Source organism: Streptomyces paromomycinus, from assembly GCF_003865155.1.
Classification (GTDB): domain Bacteria; phylum Actinomycetota; class Actinomycetes; order Streptomycetales; family Streptomycetaceae; genus Streptomyces; species Streptomyces chrestomyceticus.
The window spans coordinates 1807230-1826062 of record NZ_BHZD01000001.1 but is presented as its reverse complement, the minus strand read 5'-3'; the positions used below and the strand labels follow the sequence as shown (position 1 = coordinate 1826062).

Sequence of the window (18833 nt, the reverse complement as noted above, 5' to 3'; positions counted from 1 at the left end):
GGCCCTCAGCCACAGCGGTCAGCAGTCCACCGACGTGCACGTCTCGCTCGGGTTACCGGACATGTCCTTGGCGTCCTCGGGGCACGCCGCATGAATCCAGGCAGAGTCCTTGGAGGTTCGCACGATCACCTGACCTACGTCGATAGGGTGATCACATCGCTGGCAATGAGCCGCGAACCGTGCCGTGGTGGTCGGCAGGTGCTTGCTCCGCCGGCGCGGCGCCTGGGACGGAGCGGCGGTCGGCTCCGGGGCCGGCTCCATCCACTTCACGATCTCGTCGAGACCCTGCCTTCGCCTTCGCACCACGCCCTCCCCGTAAACGGATCCGGCGCCGCCCAGTTCCTCCTTCAGCGTGCTCAGGAAAGCAACGAGCCGGCTGAGGGCGTTCGCGGGCCGCGAGGCATGTGAGCCGCACCGGTCGCTGATATACGGCAGTCGGTACGCCGTGCACTCGCGGCCCTTTACGGTCAGCCCCATACAACGCGCGCTGGGACTACGCGAGGGCAGGTCGCCCAGAGGCAACTGATCCACGCTGAGTCCCGCTTCGTGACGGGCCCGTTCGAACAGCGTGACCGCTTCGCTGCGCAGTTCCTCCAGGGCGGACCGCGCGGCGTTGCTCAGACCGTCTTCCGGCCACGCCGAATTTTCCACCAGCACATGGGCTTCGTGGTTGCGTAGCAGCACCCGCTGTTCCGGGCAGCCGTACTCGCAAAGGATACGCAGGGCCAAGAGCGCACCGCGGTTGCGAGTCCCGTGCAGGGCCGCGAGTTCGTCGAAGGGAACGTCGAGGAGGCTGTCCTGCGCCGTGAGACCCTCGCGGCGCAGGTCGAAGGAGACGCTGTCCAGAGGCTCGTAGTCCTCGGTGAACACCAGATGCACCTCATCGAGGTGGACACGAGCCTCAAGGCACCTGGGGCAGACCAGAAAGCCGTACTTTCCATCACCGCGAGAATGCAGAAGCGGAATTTCGCGGTAGTACTCGCCCCGTGGATAGGGGATCGACTGGTCAACTGCGATTCCCGAGGCGGGCGCCCCGCCCGGTGTGCCAAGGGAAACGCTCACGTCCCAGACACCACCTGCCGCCTGAGAAACGGCCTCACGCACCGCACGCTCCCCAGCGGCGCTGCGCAGCATGCCGTGCAACTGGCCTTCTTGTACTGTCAGCTGCAGGATCGAGAGACCGTCACCCTGGAGCTGTGTCTGGTACAGCACAGTGGGGTCGACCGGGGCGTCATGAAGCATTTCCCAGAGTTGGGGATTCGCTTTGTTGAGCGCCCGCAGTGCTTCGGGCCACCACGCCGGCGGTTCTGGTGTAGTCATACCGCAACTCCTCAGGGTCAGGGTCGGCAGTGTCCCCTTCTCCGCTTCAACGGCATCCTCGGATGGCTGTGACACCTCGCGCCAGGACATCACCCGGTCGGCGCAGCGGTCGAGGGCCGCGCTGAGGTCACCTTCGTGGCTCCCGGGCGCCGCCGCTCTCGAACGGAAGGCAGCCGCACCGGCGCCGCGGCATCCGTATACCGAGGACGCGAGACGAGCTTGCTCCACCGGCTGTCCAGGACCATGGGCCACCTCGCGGCCCGACCCGCCCGGCACCCGCGCTCGGGCGGACCACGGAGGTCGCTGACACTGCACTCCGCCTGGGGTGGCGCGGCGGCCGGCCCTACGGCGTGACAGCTCGGTCGGAACCGAGAGACCTCACACAGCCCAGCGAGGAGCCGCGCACCTGCCGCATGGCGGGGACACGGTCCGGGACACGGTTAGGAGGCCGGCTCGGGGGCCGGGGCGAAGCGGAGATGAGCGAGGGCCTTGTCGTCGTGGCGCTTGTAGCGGGGCCAGCGCCGGCCGTAGGGATCTTCGGCTTCGGCTTCATGGATGGTCCGCACGACATGATCGGGCCCCTGGGTGCGGCAGGCGTCGGCCATCTCTTCCCAGGTGGAGTACAACCCGTAGTCCTCGACGCCGGAGTTGACGCCGTCCGTCATCACGAGGATGTCGGTGATGCCGGAGGCGGGCCAGCTGCTCGTTGCGGGCGGTCAGACTGCCGCCGGCGACGACGAGCGGCGGTTCGGCGAGTGCATACACGGCGTCGAGAAGCGTGACCATCAGGTTGTGCTGCCCGAACGTCGAGGAAACCCCGAGGATGTCGGGGGCCTCATCACCGACCTTCTTGATCAGGTCCGGAAGGGTGGTGCCGAGCTGCATATCGGCGAGCGTGACCTCGCCCATCAGCGTCGAGCGCGCGGCACGGGCGACATCGCTGATGCCGAGGGGAAAACGAGGCAGGGGAAAGTGCTCCGGGTGGTACAGGGCGGCCAGCAGGACACGCGGTCGCGACAGCCGGTAGAGGGCTTCCGGGGCAAGGCTGGCCACAGACAGCCACTCGGCCGGGGCATCGAGGGCGGTATGCCGCTCCGCCCAGGCGGGCCAGCCCCGTGTGTCATGCGGCTGGCCGGAAAGATCCGCAACGGCCCACCGGCCGTCGCGCCGCTCGACGAATACCAGCCGCCGATCCAGCCCTCCAGTGACATGAACTCGACCGGCATGCCGAGCGCAGTGTCCCATCAGCCACTGCCGCAGCCCGACCGGATCGACCAGCAGAGAGTCCAGGACCGCTACGGCATCGTCATCGGGGCCCAGGGGCTGTGCCACGAACCGTAACGCGTCAGCCAGGCGCTGCGCCTCGGAGGTGCCGGACAGTGCGCCGATCATGCGTCTCGCCCTCCGGAGAAGAAGCCCGGCCGCTGGCCAGGAAGGGGCGTAGGGACTCGGGAGAATGCTGCGGCAGCCGTTCACCCGGCCGCGTACATCGGGGCAGCGGCAGGTGACAGGTGCGGCAGAAGCCGTCGTGCGACCTCCCTGGAGAGCGCAGCTCGAAGAAAGAGGCCGCCTGGCGCAGTTGTTGCGTCGCACCACCGAGGCCGCTGGTTGTTCACCGAGCGTGTTCACGCGCAGACCAGCGAACACCCGGCCCAGCGCCATGGGAATGACTTCGGCATGACGTTGACCCGTCAGTACGTTTGTTGAGGGTGCCGCCGCAGTCGCCACTCCTGCCATGCTGGGCGGCATGGTGACTCTCGATGGAAACCCGGCAGCCGTAGACGACTTGCTTCCCTTGTCGCTCACTAACGTTGGGCACTTCACGTCCATGCGCGTCGACGCCGATGGCAGCATCCGGGGCCTGGACCTGCACATGGAACGCCTGGCACGGGACTGCAAGATCGTATGGGGCGCGGACCTGAACACCGACCGCGTCCGCGCGTACGTCCGCCAGGCCCTGGAGGCCCGGGCCCTTCCGTGCACCGTCCGCATCACGGTCTACGATCCGGCGATCGACCTGGGCCACCCCGCACGGGCCCATGAGCCGCACGTACTGGTGTCCGTGCGCGGGGCCGGCGCCCTGCCACCGCCCCCGCTGCGGGCAAAAAGCCTGGTCTACGAGCGCGACCTGCCCGAGGTCAAGCACTGCGGACTCTTCGGCTCCCTGCACGCCCGCGCGACGGCCCAGCGGGCGGGCTTCGACGATGCCTTGTTCGTCGGCCGCGAGGGGCTCGTCTCCGAAGGGGGCACCTGGAACGTCGCCTTCGTCGACCAGGAGGGCACCGTGGTGTGGCCCAACGCTCCTGTCCTGCCCGGTGTCACCATGGCCCTGCTGCAGCAGCACGCCGACCACCGAGTGGCCACCGTCACCCTGGAACAGGCCAAGGGCATGGCCGCAGCCTTCGCTACGAACACCTCGATCGGCGTCCGGCCCCTGACCGCGATCGACGACGCCCCGTTTCCCGCCACCCACCCCGTCGTGCAGCAACTCCAGGCGACGTACCTGTCCATTCCCGGTGAGAGTTTGTAGGCCGCGACCGTGCCCGGGGCGACCAGGTGGACCGGCCGCGAGGCCGAGCTGCTGCGCCAGGCCATGCGAAAAAAGGGCAAGGAGTTCGCTGAGCTGGTCGGCGTAAACCCGCGCCAAGTTCCCCGATGGAAGCGCCGTGGGGAGACCATCGTGCTCGAACTCGGCAATCAGGCCGGAAGTGCATTCACCTCCCCGTTCGCATGCGCCGCACCGTGCCTGCAGAACACGGCTTATGCGGCTATGAAGGACAATGACACGGGATTCCGCTGTGTCACTGCCGCATAGTGCTGTGGTCATGCGGCCTGCGGCGCATGACAGGGGGAAGTCGATGCCGACACCGTGCTAGGTTCCGCACACATCGGTCAGCCCCCGTCGGACGAGGACCGCGATGACGTACACCCCCTCCGTCTGGCCCGTCTCCGTAAAGGCCGTCGCTCTCGACGCCCGGCACCGGGTCCTGCTGCTGAAGAACGAGCGCGAGGAATGGGAACTGCCCGGAGGCCGGCTCGAACTCGGCAGCACCGGTGCCGCACCGGGCGACCGCACCCCCGAGGAAGCCGTCGGGCGGGAACTGCGCGAAGAGACCGGCTGGAAGATCACCGCTGGACCACTCATCGACGGCGGGGTATGGATCTACGAACCGGTCCCCGGACGCCGAGTCCTGATCGTCACCTACGGCTGCACGGTGCATACCCCCGACCAGACACCCGTCCTCAGCCACGAACACAAGCAGATCGGCCTGTTCACGGCCGACGAAGTGCCGGACCTGACCATGCCTGAAGGGTACAAGCGCTCCATCGCTGCGTGGTACCGGCAGCAGTAGCCCACCGCCCAGAAGGGCCCCGTGCACAGCGACAGGAACCCTCCGGCCCGAGCCAATGTGGCCGACCGAGATGCTCAAGCACTATTGGAACGATGCGGGCTTGCGGTAATCGCCTCTTGGCGTACGAGGTGGTGATTTCGATGAGCGAGCGTAGTCGGACGTACAGCCTGTTGACGCCCCAGTGGACAGGGTAGGAAAGAAGTCCAGACCTTTCGCTACAAGGTCAAGGCCCGTCTGAGCGCCAGGTACGGTTGCTCGGCCGTCCGGAGCAGGATTTCATGCGGTGCGCGAGCGCCTGGCCTCAACACCAAGGTGGTCCCACAGCTCTGGTGCCGTCAGGTCCGGGATGCGTAGGTGGGCCTCGAAGTGGAGATCGGGAGAGGACGGGACGGCGATCAGGTACAGGCCCGCTGCGAGGGCGGCTGCGGCTCCGGTGGGGGAGTCCTCGAAGGCGATCGTACGGTGCGGGTCGGTGCTGATGGCGGCGCAGGCGTCGAGGTAGAGGTCGGGGGCGGGTTTGGGGCGGGCAACGGTGTCGCTGCCGCGGATGGCGTCGAAGGCCGCAAGGTCGAAGTGTGCTTCCAGGTAGGCGCGGACGATCGGCGCGGGGGTGTTGGAGGCGACGGCCAGCGGCCGGGTGCCGGCGAGCGCGTACACGAGGTCGACGGCGCCGGGCATCGGGGCATGCCCGGCGCCGAGGTTGGTCTGAACGAGTTCGTACAGCTGCTGGCCGAGGATGTGCGGTTCGGCGGGGTGGCCGAGGAGGTCGGCGAGGCGGTGGCCGAGGGGGACGAGCTGGAGTCCGACGAGACCGTGCCGGTCGGCACGGGCCAGGCGGCGCCCGTAGTGGGCGAAGAGGGCTTCGTAGGCGCGGTCCCAGGCGCCTTGGGTGTTGACCAGGAGCCCGTCGCAGTCGAAGACGACGGCGGCGTGCGGGGCTGGCGGTTCCGGAAGGCTGATCATGCTCATGTGCTGGTGCCCTTCCTGGTGGTGGGCCGGTGGTTCAGCAGGGTGTGGTCGCGACGGCGCAGGCCAACAGGGGATATCCGGGGTCGTCGCGGTCGAGGGTCCTGGGGGTGAGTTCTTCGGCCGCGTACCCCAGGAGCATCGCCAGGCAGGCGGTGAGGTTGCCGGCCCCGGTGACGGTGACCTCGCCCTCCCAGGTGTTCAGCAGCCGTACCAGGCCGGGCGGGGTCAGGCGCCAGTAGTCGCTGCCAGGGGCACTCAGGGAGAGCCGACCGACAGTGGGGACGGTCAGCAGCAGGGCGCCGCCGGAGGCGAGCGCGCGGTAGCAGTTGTCCAGCGCGGTCTCGGGGGAGGCTAGGAGCTGAAGGGTGTGAGTGAGCACGATCGCGTCGAAGGTGCCGTCCGGCAGACAACCGGGGACGGTGAGGTCGGCGTGCAAAGTCGCGGACTCGTTGGCGGGGTCGATGTCGATGACCGTGGTCGTCGTTATGCCGGTGCCGAAGGCGCGCAGGTAGCCGTCGTCCTTCACTTCGGCGGCATGGCCGCGGATCAGGTGGGCGTGCTGGGCCAGGAACCGGGCGATGTAGTACCGGTCGACGGGGGTGCCGCGGTCGTAGCCGTAGAAGGTGCTGACGGGCGTGGCCGGCAGGGTGACCGCGTCGGTGGGGTGGGTCATCGGAGGCATCCTTCGGTGTCAAGGGTGTGGAGTTGGGTGAGGGCGTGGTCGAGGTCCGCGCGCAGGCGCGGGATGCGGCGCTGCCGGGCTGGGTCGGGGGCCCAGCGCTGGTGGGAGACGAGCTCGCGGCCGGCGTACAGGATCGCGGCGGTCCAGAACGCCGCACGGACGGCAGCCTGTTGGCCGATGGCGCTGAGGACGGTACGGCGGTTGGTCGGGTGGTCGCCGAGCAGGACCCACAGCACGGCGTGGTCATAGCCGGGCAGTCGGCGGGCGAGGAATTCCAGGTCCACCAGGGCCGGCGGGCCGCCGCCCGGCACGGTGAGGGCGTTGCCGGGGTGGCCGTCGCCGAATTCGAGGCGCAGGGGCAGCCGCTGCCGGGCGAGCGCGAAGGCGCGGGCGGCCGTGGCCAGGTGTGCGGGGGTCAGGAGGTGGAGTTCGGCGAGCTGGGCGGGGTAGTCGCTGTCGTTTGGCCACGCGCCGTCCGGCCGCCAGGCGTGCACTGCCTCCAGCGCGCTCAGCAGCGCAGCGAGCGAGGCCGCCGGCAGCGGGGTGCGGGGGTAGCGGTGGGCGGCGAGCGGCACGCCTGGCAGGCGGGAGATGACCAGCACGGGGGCGTCCGCGTCGGCGCCGAGCAGTTCCGGCATCGCCACGGGGGCCCGGCGGGTGCGCAGCCTCCGGTAGATGCCGATCTCGTGCCGGGCCCGCTCCACCCAGAACGGACGCCGGTCCGTCGGCACTTTCGCGAAGGCGGCACGGTGGTCGACGGCGCCGGGCACCAGCAGGGACGTCTCGGTCGCCAGCGGGGCGCCGGCGGGTGTGAAGCCGGGCGTACAGGCGCGGGCCTGCGCCACGGCGTGCGCGGCGGCGGACAGGGCCGGGGCGGTGGTCACAACGCCCTACCCGTGCTCTGTGGAGCGGGCAGCACCCAGCATCCGGCGGCCTGTGGGGCCAGGCGGTGCAGGAAGTCGAGCGCTTGGTCCAGGAGCTGCGGCAGCGGCCGGGTGGCGTCCAGGTGCCGTACCCGCCCGGGCAGGCGGGCGAGCGCCGCGGTGTAGTAGCCGGTCATGGCCGCCCGTACGGGCGGGGCGATCAGGTGCGGCGGCAGCGGCCCGCGGGCGAGCAGCCGCTCGCGGGCGACCGGCTCGGGCACCGTCAGGTGCAGCACGGCGTCCGGCATGGGCGTCGTGGCGAAGAGGCGGGCCGCGTGCGTCACGTCGGCGGGGACGCCCAGCACGCGCATGCCCGCCTCGTGGGCGGCCAGCGACAGCGGGCACCGGTCGAAGACCACTACACGGTATCGGCTGGCCGCACACTGCCGTTCCTGCTCAACGGCGGCGAGGAACTCCAGGGCCGTGCGAACGGCAGCCTCGTCGTTGGGCGGCCAGGCAGGCAGCGGCGCCCAGTCGGCGTATTCGGGCATAAGTTGCGCGCCCAGCCGCCCAGCGAGAGCGGCGGCCAGGGTGGACTTCCCGGCCAGACACAGCCCCTCGACCGCCACCCGCAGCACCTGGCCGCGGCCGGGTCGCACGATCCGGGGGCGCGCCGTGATCTCGCCCGGGCTCGGTACGCTCGGGCACTCCCGCGACCAAGCGGGACGAGCGGGACAGGCGAGGAGCTGGGGCATGGCGATGGCAGACCGCACGCACGAGCAGGTCTGCAGCGCGGTGCTGGCCGCCTTCGGCCTGCCCGCCCCGGATACGGTGCGGCTGATCCCCGAGGGGCTGATGAACCGCAACTGGGAGGTGGCCACGCCCGCCGGCCGGTTCGCGGTGAAGGAGGTCGTCGACGTCGGGCCCGACGTCGCACGCCGCCAGCACGCCGCCGCCCGCGCCCTGGCCGCAGCCGGGCTGCCCGTCCCGGCCCCGCAGGTCACTGCGGACGGAGATACGCTGGCCGCCGTCGGCGGCCACCTGTATGCGCTCACGCCTTGGGCGCCCGGACAGATGGTGCCCGCCCGGTCCTGGAGTCCCCAGCAGGCCGCCGCGGTCGGTGTGCTGCTCGCCGAGCTGCACATCGCACTCGCCGCCGCCCTGCCTCCCGCGCCGCAGACGGTGGCGGTGACCGTCACCTCCCCGGCCACGGCCCGCGCGCGCATCGGGGATTACCGCCGCCAGGCTGCGGCGGGGGGCACCGCCTTCGACGCCGAGACGCGGCGAGCGCTCGCCGAGCGCGACGTCCTGCTGGCCCGGTGGGCCGAGCACCGTCCGCACGGCGGTGAGCGCGGCCCGGCCGGATGGACCCATGGTGACTTCCATGATCTGAACCTCCTGTGGGAGGGGCCGTCGGTCAGTGCGGTGCTGGACTGGGACCGGGTGGGCGTGCGCCCGTACGCGGACGAGGTCGTACGGACCGCCACGCTGCCGCTGGTTTTCGGTGTGGGAGACAAGCACGGCCTCGACCTGGGGCTGGTGGCCGCGTTCGCCGGCGGCTACCGCAAGGCGTGCGGCCTACCCGCCGTGGCCTTGGCGGAGGCCGCCGAGCGGCAGCGCTGGGAGCGGATCTGCGACGTGTGGCAGCTGAAGGTCCACTACGACAAGGGCGATCCCTCGTGTGATCACCTGTTCTGGGGGGCCTCGGCGCTGATCGGCTGGTGGTGCCGCCACCGCAAGCTGGTCACCGACGCACTCACGGCCGACTGAGCGGACCTTCGCCGACAGCGGCCACCGCCTCCTCCGCGATCCGCCAGGCTCTTTCCCCGGCGACGGCCGCGCCGCGGGCCAGGCCCCGGCGCCACAGCACGCGCCGCTGGGCCGGGGCCGGGATGGTGGCCACCATGCGGGAGTGCACGATGCCGCGTACGACGAATTCGCCGTACGTGCGCAGCGCCCAGGCCCGGGCGCCGCGTGCGCTGCGGGAGGCGAAGAACGCGAACAGCGCCCCGGTCTCCTCCTCGAAGAAGGTCTCCGGGCCGGTGCGGCAGCCGGTGTCCGTACGGGGGACGGCGCAGAGGTCGACCAGGTCCCCCAGCAGCCGCCCGCAGCCGGGCACCGGCCGCTCGCGCTCGGCGACCGGGTAGCGGCCGGCGGCGCCGAATTTCAGATGTGCCGAGCCCAGCCGGACGTCCGGGGTGAAGTACACGGTGTACCCGGCTCCGGCCAGGTCGGCGGAGAGCGTCATCTGGTCCGCGTACGAGGTGGCCCAGGCGCTCTGGTCGGCCCACCCGCCGACATCGGTGAGCGCCTGCCGGTCGAGCAGGAGCATCCCGCCGACCAGCTCCACCCGCAGCGGCTCCAGCAGCCCGCCGGCGCCGGGCAGGCGACGCGGCGGCAGGTGGCTGGCGGGCCAGCAGTCGAAGCGCGTGGAGAACCGTGCGCGCTGTACGTCCAGCCGTCCGATGGTGGCCGTGGGGGCGGTCGCGGTGGGGGCGAGGGCGCGGTAGTAGACCGGCAGCATCAGGGCGGCGGCGCGCGCGTCGCGGCGCCGGGCGGCGGCCAGGGTGGCGTTCGCCCCGGCGGCCCACAGCGGCGGCATCACGCAGTCGTCGTCCGCGTACAGCAGCCACCGGCACCGGGCGGCCGCGGCGGCGGCCGTCCGCGCCGCCGCCGAGCCGCGGTGCCCGTCCAGCCGTACCGCCCGAACCGGCACCGGGCCGGGCAGACGCTCGTAACGGGCGAGCACCGCGCCGGTATGGTCGCTGGATCCGTCGTCGGCAACGACGATCTCCGCCAGTGCCGTACCGGTCTGGGCCCGCAGGGAGTCCAGCGCCCAGATGAGCGGGTTGTCCCCGCCGCAGGGGCCGTCGGGGTCGAAGGGGCACCGGTTGTAGGTGGCCAGCACCGCCGAGACGGGGCCGAGGGCGGGCGGTGCGTTCTCCAGCACCCGTGCCAGCAACGCCTCCTCCGTACGGAGCCTGCCCAGGACGCCCGCGAGGTCCGTCCTGTCTGAGGTGGTGTGCATCGTCGCCCGCCTCCCGTTCACCGTTCGGTCTTGGCGTGACGGGCGGTGCACCCGGTCAGGCGGCACCAGGCGGCGCGGGCCAGGCAGTGCCAGGGTCCGGCGGAGAACACCAGCGCGGCCGGTAGCATCCCCCACTGGCGCGTGCTGTTGGTGGCGGGCGCGCGGGCGGCCAGGGCCCGGGCGGGCAGCCCCAGGTAGGCGCCCAGCGCGAGCACCGCGCCGCACGCGGTGGCCACGGTCGAGAGAGGCGACCCGCCGGCGCGGCGATGCAGCAGCGGCAGCGCGAGGGTGGCGGCCACGGCCGGGGACTGGCCCAGCCACAGCGCTCCGCGCCCCAGGCCGGTCGCGGTTAGCCACCACCGCACGGCCGGGGTGCCCAGGCCGCGCGCGGCGGCCAGGCGGGACATGGCCGGGTACTGGGCATAGGACCAGAACCACTGCGACTGCTGCCGGATCAAGGCGAGCGGGCTGGTGGGGGCGTCGCCGATCTCCAGTACCGGCAGCGGGTCGATCGGCACGCCGGCGGCGCAGGCGAGAAAGCTCAGCGCCAGGTCCTCGTTCATCGTCTCGGTCGGCAGCCCGCCCCACGCCGTCCACACATCACCGCGTACGAACAGGCCGTGCCCGACGCAGTGCGCCAACGGCACCGGGCGCCCGGCGCTGCGGGCGGCAGCCGCCTGGCGGTGCAGCCGCGGGATCTCCCGCGCGAGCGTCCACCGCGACTGCAGCCACGCCGCGCCGGCCGCCGTCGCCCCCGCCAGCCCGCGCGGCATCTCCGCGAGGTTGCCGGTGAACAGGGCGGACTGCTGCACGATGCGGGTCCGCGGGTCGGCGGCGCGGGCCGCGACCGCGGCCAGAGTGTCCGGGTGCGGGCGGGAGTCGGCGTTGTACAGCCCGATCCACCACCGGCGGCGCTCCTCCGGCTCCAGCTCGGCCAGGACGCGGTCGGCGGCGTAGTTGACCTGGTGCGCCATCGCCCCGTGCGGGTGCGGGTAGTGCAGGTGCCGCACGTCCACGCCCCGGCCGCGGGCCTGCGCGCACAACGCTCCGGCCAGCTCGGCGGTCGTCGGAAGCGCGTCGAGCGCCTGGCGCGCCCGCTCGGCGCACTGGGCGTACGGACGGCCGGAGCACCGGTCGGCCAGCGCCAGGAGCTGATCGCGCGGCAGCAGGCCCGCGAACCGGGAGGCTACCCGTCCCGGCGAGGCGCCGGTGGCCACCGCGTGCGCGAGGTCCGGCAGGTGCTGCTCGTGCCCGGCGCGCTCGGCTTCCTCCCGCGCGGTGGTCACCACCAGCAGCACCGTGCCGGGCCGGGCCGCCGCCGTCTTCTCGAAGTGGTCCAGCGCCTCCCCGATGATTGTTTGTTCGCGCAGCAGCGGCAGCACCAGCACGCACCGAGTCCCGCTCGCGTCGGCTTGTGCCGTGATCCCCGCGGGGGCCACAGTGGTCAGCCAGGCCAGCGACTGCGCCGTACGAACCGCCCCGCCCACGCCCCGCACCGTCACCGCCGCCGCACCGGCCCACGCCAGCGCCGCGGCCGTGCGTGCAGCCGGGCCGCTCACCACGCCACCGCCCGCGCATCGAGGCGCAGCACCGCGAACGCCTCCCGATACCCGCCGGTGGTCGCCGCGCCCCGCCACCGGGCCATGGCTAGCGCTCCCGAGCTGGTGTGCTCGGCCTGGCCCGGGCCCTTGTGCTGCGAGCCGTAACAGGCCAGCGCCCGCTTCTTGCGCTCGGCCGCCGGGCCGAGGTCGACCAGCAGCGCCGGTAGCGCCACCGGCTCCCACACCTCGTACCCCAGCACGGTCGGCACCCAGTGTGCCTCCCCGCAGTCGGCGTAGTTCCGGCTCCCGGACATCTCCAGGGCCCGCCAGACCAGCAGAAACGCTTGCCGGTGGTCGAAAGAACCGTCGCCGGGGTGCGGCAGGAAGACCACCGTGGGCCGTACCCGGCGCACCAGCGCCAGCACTGCCCGGAACTGCCCGGCGTCCGCGGGGGCGAGGCCGCCATCGGGCAGGTGCAGGAAGTGCAGGTCCTGCTCGCGCACGCCCAGCACCCCGGCCGCCTGCCGCGCCTCGCCCTCCCGCAGCACCACGGCCTCCTGCTGACCGGCGCCAGGTACACCCTGCTCACCGGAGGTGAGGTACACGATCTGCGCCCGGCGGCCGTCTTCCGTGTGCCGCGCGATGCTCCCGCCGCACCCGAGCACCTCGTCGTCGGGGTGGGGCGCGAAGATGAGAGTGGACATGGACCCTCCGAACGTTCGGCGTCCGCCGTCCCGCTGAAGTCAGGACGGCTCTTGTCCTTGCCTGCACAGCGTGCGAGCCCGGCGGGGCACAGCACCATCCCGGCGGCCTATAGGACGCACCGATACGCCCCCGTACGCCCCCTGGCGGGGCGTCACCCCAGCTCTACGCTGGGCAAGCCTGCTCGTGACTCATCCCCGAAGGGGGACACCATGCGGCTCAGCGATGACGCAGCCCAGAACTTCGCGGTACCCGCGGGCCTGTGGGAGCGGGAGGACGCCCGCCGAGCACTGTGCGACCGCGACATCGGCACTGTGCTGAGATTCGTCCGGCGGCACACCGGAGCCAGCCAGACCCGGATCGGCTCCCTCGTCGGACTCGCCCAGTCCGACGTCTCCGACATCGAGCGGGGACTGCGCCAGGTCCAAAGCCTCAGCGTGCTCACCCGCATCGCCGAGGGCCTGCACATCCCGCTTGCCCTGCTCGGAATCACCGACTCACCCGCCACGGTGATGAGGGCGAGTTCGCCCCCCAAGACGCCGGACGAGGAGACTAGGCTGACGCTGGCAGCCCAGGCCCAGGAGGACGATGTGCGACGCCGCACCATGATGGCCAGCGCGGTGGGAATCGGCGCCTCGCTGATGACCGGAACAACTGCGGCCAGCGCCAGCCCTCGTGACCCGGCCGCCGCCCTCGAACAGGCGCTGCTGAACCCCCCGGCCGCGCAGCCCGTACCCTACGAGCAGCTGGCCACGGTGCTCGCCGCCGCCCGCGACGACTTCGCCGCGGCGCACTACGCCGCCCTGGGCCAGATGCTTCCCCAACTGATCGCTGCCGCCGAAGCCACCCGGGATGCGGCCACCGGCCACGCCCGCGAACGCGCCCAGGTCCTCGTCTCACGCTCGTACGTTCTGGCCACCGAGCTGGCCGTCAAGCAGCACGCCGACTCGGCCTGGGCCACCTCCGTCCTCGCCCTGCGCGCCGCCCGCGCCAGCGGCGACCCGGTCCCGATCGCCGAGGCCGCCCGGGTCACGGCCATCACCATGCGGCGGGCCGGCCGCAGCCCTGCCGCCGTCGACTTCCTGACCCGCACCGCGACCTCCCTCGGCGCCGAACGCGGCACCCCCGCCCCCGAGGCCCTGGCCGCCCGCACCTGCCTGATGCTCACCGCCGCCTACACCGCTGCCTCCACAAGCCAGCGCGGCACCGCCCTCGACCTCCTCCAGGAAGCCACCGAAACCTCCGCACGCATCCCCGCCGACGGAAAGCCGCTCGGCCTGTTCACCATCCAGGCCAGCCCTGCGGAGTGCGCGATGTACTCCATCAGCACCCACAACGCTTTGCACACCCCCGACGAAGGCGTACGCCACGTCACCAGCGTCATCCCCACACAACTACCCACCGCCGAACGCCGCGCCCGCTACTTCACCGACTCCGCCCGTATGTGGCACCAGATCGGCGACTCCCGCCGCGCCTACACCGCACTGCGCGCCGTCGAACGAGAAGCCCCCGAAGAAACCCGGCGTCCGGCGATCCAGGCCCTGACGGCGGATCTTCTGTACAGCCCTCGCGCTCTCCCCGGGCTCAAGGAGTTCGCACGGCGCACCGGAGCCGTTGCTTCTTAGGCAGTACCGCGGCGCACGCTACCGAAGTTCGAACAGTTCGATCGGTCTACTACCGCCGCCTCACCCCGTTCCCGAACCAGTTCGCGCACTTGCCTCCACAGCAGCGCGACTTCTCTGCGGCCGAGGCCCGGCACGGCCTCGGAGGACTCCTGTGATTTGGCGAGGTAGTCCGCAGGTGTGGTCAGGCCATTGATGCGAAGCGGGAGGACGAGCTGGCCGCCGCCCTTGGGCTGATCGACCAGGCGGGCGGGAACTCTCAAGAATCGACGGTCACCACGATCGCGTCGTACGGGGCGTGCTTGGGAAAGGCATCCTCGGAGTCTTCGCACGACGAAGCGAAATAGTCGTTGCAGACCCCGACGCGCGGATTGTGCCCGGACAGGCGGCTGAAGGCTCAGACTGGAGCCCGAGGCTGCCGGTCCGCAAGAGCGGCGCGTTGGTGGAGAGCTCATGCTGCGAGGCGGGCTTGAGCCAGCCGTGTTCTATCGAGGCGATGTCGCAGTGGCGGTCCGTGCCCAGTACATGGGGTCGATCGGTTGACGAAACGACAGCCGGGGCTTCGGAGTCCGGCATTCTCGCTTCCCGACCGCATCGCCGGTCGCCAGCTGGCTGATTCGCCCAGGGCGGACGAGAAGAAGCCGCAAAGGACTGGAACTTTTCCCGGGGCTAAGGGAACGTACAACACCCCCGGAAAACCAGGGCTCGCCAGCGGCCCACCGGGCGACATGAGGAGTCTGTTCTGTCGACTTGCGCTCTCCGAGCGGTTCGGGCGGTTGCCGTCGTTCACTTCGGAAGGCTGAACGCGTACCGGCTGCCGGAGAGAGGACGTGTCCCGGGGCGCAGGGAACGCAACATAGCCGACGATCACCGGTTAGCCAAACCGGTGATCACGCGGAGTATTGACGCTGTGCGCGCGGGCACTTGGCGATGGCTTCGGTGCGGACAGGTCAGTGTGCGGCGTTTTCTAACTGGTCCTGGCGGGTGCGGGAGCGTCGGCAAAGGCCAGGAGCGCTACCTGCTGGGTGATCCATAGCAGGTGACCCCCGGTTAGCGAAACCGGGGGCCGTCCGGATCATTGGTGCTGTTCGTTTTCGGCTGTGCTTGGCGGTGGAGTCGTAGCGGACGGTGTAGCCCATTCGCCTATCCCCTTATTGGCATAGGTGATGAAGTGCGATTGTTTCCGTTCATTCGAGGAGAGTGAGCCTTCTGTCCGATCCCATCAAGAAGCTTCCTCCGGACTCCAAAGGGAAGGTCAGGTATCGGTTTGTTGTCGACGTAGGAGTGGACCCTGAAACCGGGAAGCGTAAGCAGTTGAGGCGCACCTTCGATTCGTTGAAGGAGGCGAAGGCTGAGTATGCGAGCATTTCTAACCGGCGGAACGAGAGATCGTTCGTGCCGCCCAGCAAGATCACCGTGAACGAGTGGCTTGACCGATGGCTGGCCATGAAATCCGACGACCTCGAAGAGACCACCATCTATAACTACACAATTACCCTGGAGCGAGTTCGGGGGAAGCTTGGTGAAATCCGTCTTCAGGATCTTACTGAAGAGCACGTGGAAGAGTGGAGGGACTGGGCTCTGGCGCATGGTCGCGTGCGCGGCAAGAGGGCGGGTACGCCACTTGGTGTCACGAGTGTGGACATGAGCCTCGCTCGGCTGAAGGAAGCCCTGGGGAGAGCTGTTACCCGACGGCTGGTGTACGTGAATGTCGCTGCGCATGTCACCATTCCCCGCAGGGCGCGCAAAGAGGAGCGGAAGAACCGGGAGGAGGTGCAGCCTTGGAATGTCCAGGAGGTGCAGAAGTTCATCCACGGCATTATGGGAGAGCGTCTCTACGCTGCGCTTCTCCTTTCGCTGATGGGCCTTCGTCCAGCTGAAGTCTGCGGACTTCGGTGGGAAGACGTTGACCTGGAGAACGCCACGATCATCATCGCCAACACGCGCACGATGATGGGCAACCGCTACGTGGTGGAGAAGGACACCAAGTCTCTTGCAGGTGAGCGGGCTCTGCCGCTGCCGGCTCCGGTGCTAGCTGCCCTCAAGGCGTTCCGGGCTCTCCAGGCCGAGGAGAGGCTCGCCCTGGGGGAGGCGTACACGGCATCCGGCTACGTGCTGGTGCACGAGACGGGAGTTGCCTTCACGATCAAGCAGTTCCGTCGGCGCGCGTACCGGCTCATGCAGCTCCTCGGGCTCCGTCGCGTCAGGCTCTACCTGGCACGTGCGGCATGCTTCACCTACCTGGCCAACTGCGGTGTACCGGACCACATCCTCGCGCGATGGGCCGGGCACAAGAACATCAAGACGACCAAGCGGTGGTACGTCAAGCCGGACGTAGAGGATCTTCGCGGAGCCGCTACCACCTGGGAGGGTCTGCACGGGGGTGCGGCGGAGGGGCAAGCGTGAGCCACGCGGTTTTCCAGCTGGGAGACCCGCCGAGCCGTATGGCCGGCAGGGTTGAGGCGGACTCGGGGTCCGGCCACCGGTTGTGGTCCGGTAGCCATGATCAGGAGGACCAGTCCGGCTGCGGCCAAGTCTCCTACCAGGCGCGCGTTCCCGCTGCCGACGCGGTCACGAGTATGCCAGTGAACAGATACCTGGAGGCTACGGGATCCCGGCAGTGCTCCGGCCCGCCGGTGCAAGGTAGCCAAGAGCCGCTAGGTTCACCCTGGCGATGTGACATCTCGTGACAGATGAGAGGGTCAGGCGGGTGAGTGAGACGACGGTGAAGACCCTGCAATACCGCTCTGACGGGCCAGAAGATGCACCTTGCCTGGTGCTGGGGGCTGCGCTTGGTACCACATGGCACATGTGGGATCGGCAGATACCCGAGCTGACCCGGCAGTGGCGGGTCGTCCGGTTCGATCTGCCCGGGCACGGTGGGTCGCCCGCGTATCCGGCGGCCTCCATAGCCGAGCTGGCCGACCGGCTGGTGGCGACGCTCGATGTGCTCGGTGTGGAGCGGTTCGGGTATGCGGGGTGTTCCATCGGTGGGGCGATCGGTGCGCAGCTGGCGCTCACCCGGCCGCAGCGGGTGACCTCGCTCGCGCTGATCTCCTCGTCGCCGCGCTACGGCACCGCCGACTCGTGGCGGCAGCGCGGGGTGGTGATCCGTACGAACGGGCTGGACCCGATCGCCCGTACCTCGCCCGAGCGCTGGTTCACCCCCGGGTTCGCGGGGGCGCAGCCCGCCATCGTGGAGTGGGCCGTGCAGATGGTGCGCACCACGGATCCGGGCTGCTACATCGCGGCCTGTGAGGCGATGGCGTCCTTCGACGTCCGTTCCTCGCTCCAGCGGATCGGGGTGCCCACCCTCGTCGTCGCCGGTTCCGAGGACCAGGTCACCCCGACCACCGACGCCCGGACCCTGGTGGCGGGCATCCCGGACGCGAGTCTCGCGCTGGTTCCCGGTACGTCCCACCTGGCGCCCGTCGAGCAGCCCGCCGCCGTCACCGAGCTGCTCATCCGGCACTTCACGGCCGCGTGGCACGACAAGCCGGGCACCGCCACCGCACAGACGGCGATCGGGGCGGCCGCGCCCGAGCCGGTGCTCGGGCCGGCGCCGCCGCCCCCGCCGACGGCGCCCGCGGCCATCGAGTCCGGGCTCGCCCAGCCGGAGGCGGTCCGGGGCGGGGCGTACGAGCAGGGCGTCAAGGTCCGCCGTGAGGTGCTCGGCGATGCGCACGTGGACCGGGTGGAGGCCGACACGGACGACTTCACCGGGGACTTCCAGGAGTTCATCACCCGGTACGCGTGGGGCGAGATGTGGTCCCGCGGCGGGCTGGACCGGCGGACCCGCAGCATCATCACCCTCACCGCGCTGGTCGCCCGCGGCCACCAGGACGAACTGGTGCTGCACACCCGCGCCGCGCTGCGCAACGGGCTCACCCCCACGGAGATCAAGGAAGTCCTGCTGCACACCGCGGTGTACTGCGGCGTGCCGGCGGCCGATGCCGCTTTCGCCGTGGCGCAGCGCGTCATCCGGGAGGAGACGACGCCGGAGGGGTGAGGAGGGGAGGGGAGCGCGGGCGGTGGGGGCGTCCCCCTGAGGGCCCGCCGGGCACCCGCGCGGCAAGATGGGGGTATGGAACTCACGAAGAAGACGCATGCCTGTGTCCGGCTGGAGAAGGACGGGCAGGTGCTCGTCATCGATCCGGGTGTCTTCAGCGAGCGGGACGCGGCGGTCGGCGCCGACGCCATCCTGATCACCCACGAGCACATGGACCACTTCGACGAGGAGCGGCTGCGCGCGGGCATGGAGGCCAACCGGGGGGCCGAGATCTGGACCCTGGCCAGTGTGGCCGAGCAGATCTCCGCGGCGTTCCCGGGGCGGGTGCACACGGTCGGTGAGGGGGACGCCTTTACCGCCGCCGGTTTCGACGTCGAGGTGCACGGGCAGCTGCACGCCGTCATCCACCCGGACATTCCGCGGGTGACGAACGTCGGCTACCTGATCACCACCGAGGACGACGGCGCGACCGTCTTCCACCCGGGTGACGCGCTCACCGTCCCGCAGGGCCGTACGGTGGACACGCTGCTGCTGCCCGTGCACGCGCCGTGGAACAAGGTCGCCGAGGTGATCGACTACGTCCGCGAGGTCCGGCCGCGCCGCGCCATCGACGTGCACGACAGCTTGCTGCAGGACCACGCCCGCCCCGTGTACGACGGCCTGATCGACAAGCTCGGCGGTACCGATCACGCCCGCCTCACCCCCGGTGAGCACACCGGTTTGAACTGACTGTCGGACCCCCGC

At 70.7% G+C, this 18833-nt stretch carries 18 protein-coding genes; 9 read left to right on the top strand and 9 right to left on the bottom strand.

The features are described from left to right. Positions 1–18 precede the first annotated feature (18 nt). Positions 19–1320 carry a carbohydrate-binding protein gene (locus OEIGOIKO_RS07065; protein WP_125052921.1) on the bottom strand — a complete coding sequence of 434 codons (1302 nt, stop codon included), beginning with the start codon at positions 1318–1320 and terminating at the stop codon, positions 19–21. A gap of 440 nt (positions 1321–1760) precedes the next feature. Next, entirely contained in the window at positions 1761–1985 is a 225-nt protein-coding gene (locus tag OEIGOIKO_RS41420) for a hypothetical protein (protein WP_170251591.1), read from the bottom strand. 7 nt (positions 1986–1992) lie between these two features. On the opposite strand from OEIGOIKO_RS41420, the gene OEIGOIKO_RS41415 reads away from it, so the two are divergent. The 4 genes from OEIGOIKO_RS41415 to OEIGOIKO_RS07040 all read left to right on the top strand — a co-directional run bounded on the left by OEIGOIKO_RS41415 (position 1993) and on the right by OEIGOIKO_RS07040 (position 4673). After that, complete coding sequence (locus OEIGOIKO_RS41415) at positions 1993–2661, top strand: hypothetical protein (RefSeq protein ID WP_170251589.1); 669 nt, start codon at positions 1993–1995, stop codon at positions 2659–2661. 406 nt (positions 2662–3067) lie between these two features. After that, on the top strand, positions 3068–3850 hold the full coding sequence (locus tag OEIGOIKO_RS07055; protein ID WP_170251587.1) for an aminotransferase class IV family protein: 783 nt from the start codon (positions 3068–3070) through the stop codon (positions 3848–3850). A 9-nt stretch (positions 3851–3859) separates the two neighbouring features. Continuing rightward, positions 3860–4135 (top strand): hypothetical protein, encoded by a 276-nt coding sequence (locus OEIGOIKO_RS42545; RefSeq protein ID WP_246177243.1) that lies wholly within the window; start codon positions 3860–3862, stop codon positions 4133–4135. A gap of 103 nt (positions 4136–4238) precedes the next feature. Further along, positions 4239–4673 carry an NUDIX hydrolase gene (locus OEIGOIKO_RS07040; protein ID WP_125052917.1) on the top strand — a complete coding sequence of 145 codons (435 nt, stop codon included), beginning with the start codon at positions 4239–4241 and terminating at the stop codon, positions 4671–4673. Positions 4674–4949: 276 nt separating this feature from the next. Here the strand turns inward: OEIGOIKO_RS07040 and OEIGOIKO_RS07035 are convergent, their stop codons facing one another. From OEIGOIKO_RS07035 to OEIGOIKO_RS41410, 4 genes are read right to left on the bottom strand one after another with little or no spacing between them, the layout of a single operon-like run. After that, positions 4950–5642, bottom strand: a complete 693-nt coding sequence (locus OEIGOIKO_RS07035; protein WP_125052915.1) for an HAD family hydrolase — start codon at positions 5640–5642, stop codon at positions 4950–4952. A gap of 34 nt (positions 5643–5676) precedes the next feature. Next, positions 5677–6315, bottom strand: coding sequence for a class I SAM-dependent methyltransferase (locus OEIGOIKO_RS07030; protein ID WP_170251585.1), 639 nt, complete (start codon positions 6313–6315; stop codon positions 5677–5679). Beyond that, positions 6312–7208 (bottom strand): phosphotransferase, encoded by an 897-nt coding sequence (locus tag OEIGOIKO_RS07025; RefSeq protein ID WP_125052909.1) that lies wholly within the window; start codon positions 7206–7208, stop codon positions 6312–6314. The genes OEIGOIKO_RS07030 and OEIGOIKO_RS07025 overlap by 4 nt, the downstream gene beginning before the upstream one ends. After that, positions 7205–7846 carry an AAA family ATPase gene (locus OEIGOIKO_RS41410; protein WP_170251583.1) on the bottom strand — a complete coding sequence of 214 codons (642 nt, stop codon included), beginning with the start codon at positions 7844–7846 and terminating at the stop codon, positions 7205–7207. Before OEIGOIKO_RS41410 ends, OEIGOIKO_RS07025 begins: the two co-directional genes overlap by 4 nt. A gap of 94 nt (positions 7847–7940) precedes the next feature. On the opposite strand from OEIGOIKO_RS41410, the gene OEIGOIKO_RS41405 reads away from it, so the two are divergent. Continuing rightward, entirely contained in the window at positions 7941–8957 is a 1017-nt protein-coding gene (locus OEIGOIKO_RS41405; RefSeq protein WP_170251581.1) for a phosphotransferase, read from the top strand. On the opposite strand, the gene OEIGOIKO_RS07010 is transcribed toward OEIGOIKO_RS41405, so the two are convergent. Genes OEIGOIKO_RS07010 through OEIGOIKO_RS43450 form a run of 3 tightly spaced genes read right to left on the bottom strand, consistent with a single transcriptional unit; the run spans position 8944 to position 12460 of the window. Then, positions 8944–10215 (bottom strand): glycosyltransferase family A protein, encoded by a 1272-nt coding sequence (locus OEIGOIKO_RS07010; RefSeq protein WP_125052901.1) that lies wholly within the window; start codon positions 10213–10215, stop codon positions 8944–8946. The genes OEIGOIKO_RS41405 and OEIGOIKO_RS07010 overlap by 14 nt on opposite strands. A 17-nt stretch (positions 10216–10232) precedes the next feature. Beyond that, the gene (locus OEIGOIKO_RS43455) at positions 10233–11774 is read right to left on the bottom strand and encodes a glycosyltransferase family 2 protein (RefSeq protein WP_170251580.1); all 1542 of its coding nucleotides are present in this window, start codon (positions 11772–11774) and stop codon (positions 10233–10235) included. Further along, complete coding sequence (locus tag OEIGOIKO_RS43450; RefSeq protein ID WP_125052895.1) at positions 11771–12460, bottom strand: PIG-L deacetylase family protein; 690 nt, start codon at positions 12458–12460, stop codon at positions 11771–11773. Before OEIGOIKO_RS43450 ends, OEIGOIKO_RS43455 begins: the two co-directional genes overlap by 4 nt. Before the next feature lie 210 nt (positions 12461–12670). Between OEIGOIKO_RS43450 and OEIGOIKO_RS43445 the strand changes: the two genes are divergently transcribed. The 4 genes from OEIGOIKO_RS43445 to OEIGOIKO_RS06980 all read left to right on the top strand — a co-directional run bounded on the left by OEIGOIKO_RS43445 (position 12671) and on the right by OEIGOIKO_RS06980 (position 18818). Continuing rightward, entirely contained in the window at positions 12671–14083 is a 1413-nt protein-coding gene (locus tag OEIGOIKO_RS43445; RefSeq protein ID WP_125052892.1) for a helix-turn-helix domain-containing protein, read from the top strand. A gap of 1197 nt (positions 14084–15280) precedes the next feature. Beyond that, positions 15281–16486, top strand: a complete 1206-nt coding sequence (locus tag OEIGOIKO_RS06990) for a tyrosine-type recombinase/integrase (protein ID WP_246177242.1) — start codon at positions 15281–15283, stop codon at positions 16484–16486. Between the two features lie 304 nt (positions 16487–16790). Then, positions 16791–18089, top strand: a complete 1299-nt coding sequence (gene pcaDC / locus OEIGOIKO_RS06985) for a bifunctional 3-oxoadipate enol-lactonase/4-carboxymuconolactone decarboxylase PcaDC (RefSeq protein WP_125052889.1) — start codon at positions 16791–16793, stop codon at positions 18087–18089. Positions 18090–18164: 75 nt separating this feature from the next. Then, positions 18165–18818 (top strand): MBL fold metallo-hydrolase, encoded by a 654-nt coding sequence (locus OEIGOIKO_RS06980; protein WP_125052886.1) that lies wholly within the window; start codon positions 18165–18167, stop codon positions 18816–18818. Positions 18819–18833: the final 15 nt, after the last annotated feature.

Coding starts and splice junctions, on each gene's coding strand:
- OEIGOIKO_RS07065 (WP_125052921.1), bottom strand. CDS start 1,320: ATGACTACACCAGAACCGCCGGCGTGGTGGCCCGAAGCACTGCGGGCG.
- OEIGOIKO_RS41420 (WP_170251591.1), bottom strand. CDS start 1,985: ATGACGGACGGCGTCAACTCCGGCGTCGAGGACTACGGGTTGTACTCC.
- OEIGOIKO_RS41415 (WP_170251589.1), top strand. CDS start 1,993: ATGTCGGTGATGCCGGAGGCGGGCCAGCTGCTCGTTGCGGGCGGTCAG.
- OEIGOIKO_RS07055 (WP_170251587.1), top strand. CDS start 3,068: ATGGTGACTCTCGATGGAAACCCGGCAGCCGTAGACGACTTGCTTCCC.
- OEIGOIKO_RS07040 (WP_125052917.1), top strand. CDS start 4,239: ATGACGTACACCCCCTCCGTCTGGCCCGTCTCCGTAAAGGCCGTCGCT.
- OEIGOIKO_RS07035 (WP_125052915.1), bottom strand. CDS start 5,642: ATGAGCATGATCAGCCTTCCGGAACCGCCAGCCCCGCACGCCGCCGTC.
- OEIGOIKO_RS07030 (WP_170251585.1), bottom strand. CDS start 6,315: ATGACCCACCCCACCGACGCGGTCACCCTGCCGGCCACGCCCGTCAGC.
- OEIGOIKO_RS41405 (WP_170251581.1), top strand. CDS start 7,941: ATGGCGATGGCAGACCGCACGCACGAGCAGGTCTGCAGCGCGGTGCTG.
- OEIGOIKO_RS07010 (WP_125052901.1), bottom strand. CDS start 10,215: ATGCACACCACCTCAGACAGGACGGACCTCGCGGGCGTCCTGGGCAGG.
- OEIGOIKO_RS43450 (WP_125052895.1), bottom strand. CDS start 12,460: ATGTCCACTCTCATCTTCGCGCCCCACCCCGACGACGAGGTGCTCGGG.
- OEIGOIKO_RS43445 (WP_125052892.1), top strand. CDS start 12,671: ATGCGGCTCAGCGATGACGCAGCCCAGAACTTCGCGGTACCCGCGGGC.
- OEIGOIKO_RS06980 (WP_125052886.1), top strand. CDS start 18,165: ATGGAACTCACGAAGAAGACGCATGCCTGTGTCCGGCTGGAGAAGGAC.